General features: G+C 61.3%; 2 protein-coding genes. One reads left to right on the forward strand and one right to left on the reverse strand.

What is annotated here, in order from left to right; genetic code table 11:
- Positions 1-91: 91 nt before the first annotated feature.
- Positions 92-2,467, reverse strand: coding sequence for a phosphoenolpyruvate synthase (ppsA, locus tag ACE04F_RS23535; protein ID WP_486110128.1), 2,376 nt, complete (start codon positions 2,465-2,467; stop codon positions 92-94).
- 182 nt (positions 2,468-2,649) lie between these two features.
- Here ppsA and ppsR point away from each other — a divergent pair, with 182 nt between their 5' ends.
- Positions 2,650-3,468 carry a posphoenolpyruvate synthetase regulatory kinase/phosphorylase PpsR gene (gene ppsR / locus ACE04F_RS23540; protein WP_186609894.1) on the forward strand — a complete coding sequence of 273 codons (819 nt, stop codon included), beginning with the start codon at positions 2,650-2,652 and terminating at the stop codon, positions 3,466-3,468.
- The last annotated feature ends 37 nt before the right edge of the window (positions 3,469-3,505 follow it).

Consider the following 3,505-nt stretch of genomic DNA (forward strand, 5'->3'; position numbering starts at 1 on the left):
CAGAAGGTCTGCTGCGCAGCCCAGCCCCCCCCCCCCCCCCGCCACGGTGAATTCCACCAACCAGTATTACTGTCGAGGCCCCTTCACTCAATCAGACCGCAGCCTGACCCTCAGCCAGGAAGAACCAGGTTTCCAGCACGGAGTCCGGATTCAACGAAACGCTCTCGATGCCCTGCTCCATCAACCACTTGGCCAGATCCGGGTGGTCCGAAGGGCCCTGGCCGCAGATGCCGATGTATTTGCCGGCCTTGTTGCAGGCGGCAATCGCATTGGCCAGCAGCTTCTTGACCGCCGGGTTACGCTCGTCGAACAGGTGGGCGATGATCCCGGAGTCACGGTCGAGGCCCAGGGTCAACTGGGTCAGGTCGTTGGAACCGATGGAGAAACCATCGAAGAACTCAAGGAACTCTTCGGCGAGGATCGCGTTGGAGGGCAGCTCGCACATCATGATCACGCGCAGGCCATTGTCGCCACGGGCCAGGCCGTTTTCCGCCAGCAGGTCGACAACCTGGCTCGCTTCGCCGAGGGTGCGCACGAACGGCACCATGATCTCGACGTTGGTCAGGCCCATCTCGTTACGCACGCGCTTGAGGGCCCGGCATTCGAGTTCGAAGCAGTCACGGAACGACTCGCTGATGTAGCGCGACGCCCCGCGGAAGCCCAGCATCGGGTTCTCTTCTTCCGGCTCGTAGAGCTTGCCGCCGATCAGGTTGGCGTACTCGTTGGACTTGAAGTCCGACAGGCGCACGATGACTTTTTTCGGCGAAAACGCCGCCGCCAGGGTGCTGATGCCTTCCACCAGCTTCTCGACGTAGAAACCGACCGGATCGTCGTAGCCGGCAATGCGCTTGTCGACGCTGTCCTTGATTTCCTGTGGCAGGCCGTCGTAGTTCAGCAGCGCCTTGGGGTGCACGCCGATCATGCGGTTGATGATGAACTCCAGGCGGGCCAAGCCCACGCCGGCATTCGGCAACTGCGCGAAGTCGAAGGCGCGGTCCGGGTTGCCGACGTTCATCATGATCTTGAACGGCAGCTCCGGCATCGCATCCACGGAGTTCTTCTTGATGTCGAAGCCCAGCTCGCCTTCGAAGATATAGCCGGTATCGCCCTCGGCGCAGGAAACAGTCACGCCCTGGCCGTCCTTGAGCAGCTGGGTCGCGTTGCCGCAACCGACCACGGCCGGAATGCCCAGCTCACGGGCGATGATCGCCGCGTGACAGGTACGCCCGCCGCGGTTGGTGACGATGGCGCTGGCGCGCTTCATGACCGGTTCCCAGTCCGGGTCGGTCATGTCGGATACCAGTACGTCGCCGGCCTGGACCTTGTCCATCTCCGAGACGTCCTTGATTATCCGCACCTTGCCCGCGCCGATGCGCTGGCCGATGGCCCGGCCTTCCACCAACACGGTGCCGGTTTCCTTGAGCAGGTAGCGCTCCATGACGTTGGCCTGGGTGCGGCTCTTCACGGTTTCCGGACGGGCCTGGACGATGTACAGCTTGCCGTCGTCACCGTCCTTGGCCCACTCGATGTCCATCGGGCACTTGTAGTGTTTCTCGATGGTCATCGCCTGTTTGGCCAGTTCACTGACTTCGGCGTCGGTCAGGCAGAAGCGCGCGCGATCAGCCTTGTCCACCTCGACGGTCTTGACCGAGCGACCGGCCTTGGCCTCGTCGCCGTAGATCATCTTGATCGCCTTGCTGCCGAGGTTGCGACGCAGGATGGCGGGACGGCCGGCTTCCAGGGTGCCTTTGTGGACATAAAATTCGTCCGGGTTCACCGCGCCCTGCACGACGGTTTCACCCAGGCCGTAGGCGCCGGTGATGAACACCACGTCACGGAAGCCCGACTCGGTGTCGAGGGTGAACATCACGCCGGCGGTGCCGGTTTCGGAGCGGACCATGCGCTGCACACCGGCGGACAAGGCGACCAGCTTGTGATCGAAGCCCTGGTGCACGCGGTAGGAAATGGCGCGGTCGTTGAAGAGGGAGGCGAAGACTTCCTTGGCCGCCCGGATGACGTTTTCCACGCCACGGATGTTCAGGAAGGTCTCCTGCTGACCGGCGAACGAGGCGTCCGGCAGGTCTTCGGCGGTGGCCGAGGAACGTACGGCGACGGCGATGTCGGGATTGCCTTCGGACAACTTGGCGAAAGCAGTGCGGATCTCGGCGTTGAGTTTCTCGGGGAACTCGGCTTCCATGATCCATTGGCGGATCTGGGCGCCGGTCCTGGCCAGGGCATTGACGTCATCGACGTCGAGGGCGTCGAGGGCATCGTGGATCTGCTGGTTCAGGCCGCTCAGCTCCAGGAAATCACGATATGCCTGGGCGGTCGTGGCGAAGCCACCTGGCACCGAGACACCGGCGCCGGCGAGGTTACTGATCATCTCGCCCAGGGATGCGTTCTTGCCCCCCACATGCTCTACATCGTGGACGCCGAGCTTATCGAGGGAAACTACGTACTCTACCAAGGTGATCTCTCCACTGACTGTGTTGGAAAAGCTCAAGTACCGGCAGCTCCAGGGAGCAATCGCCGGCGATATGGCCTGGACCTGGAAAATAAGTGAGAATGCGGGCCACGGGCGGCCGGCAAATCGCGCCTATCATATCCAAGAATCGTTACTAGCTCACTAGCTTAAGGCCCAAGGCGCAAATGAAACGATCCGCTTTCTTTATCTCCGACGGCACCGGCATCACCGCCGAAACGCTGGGCCAAAGCCTGTTGGCGCAGTTCGAAAACATAACCTTCACCAAGCTGACACGGCCGTATATAGACAGCGTCGACAAGGCGCGGGCCATGGTACAGCAAATCAATAAAGCCGCCGAAACCGACGGGTTTCGCCCGATCATCTTCGATACCATCGTCAATCAGGACATCCGTGAGATTCTCGCAACGTCCAATGGTTTCATGATCGACATTTTTTCCACGTTCCTGGCGCCTCTGGAGCAGGAACTGAGCGAACACTCCTCCTACTCGGTCGGCAAGTCCCATTCCATCGGCCACAACTCCAACTACATGGAGCGGATCGAGGCGGTCAACTTCGCGCTGGACAACGACGACGGCGCCCGCACGCATTATTACGACAAGGCCGATCTGATCCTAGTGGGTGTGTCGCGCTGTGGTAAGACGCCGACGTGTCTGTACATGGCGATGCAATTTGGCATCCGCGCGGCCAACTATCCGCTGACCGAAGACGACATGGAGCGCCTGCAACTGCCGAGCGCGTTACGCGCCCATCAGCACAAGCTGTTCGGCCTGACCATCGACCCGGACCGCCTCACCGCGATCCGCAACGAGCGCAAGCCCAACAGCCGCTATTCGAGCTATGCCCAGTGCGAATTCGAAGTGCGCGAAGTGGAAAACCTGTTCCGGCGGGAGAATATCCCCCACATCAACTCCACGCATTTTTCCGTGGAGGAGATTTCGGCGAAGATCCTGGTGGAGAAAGGGGTGGAGCGGCGGTTCAAGTAGACCGCTAGCACATCGTTACACCTGTGGGAGGGGGGGG

This window comes from Pseudomonas sp. AGC41, assembly GCF_057334555.1.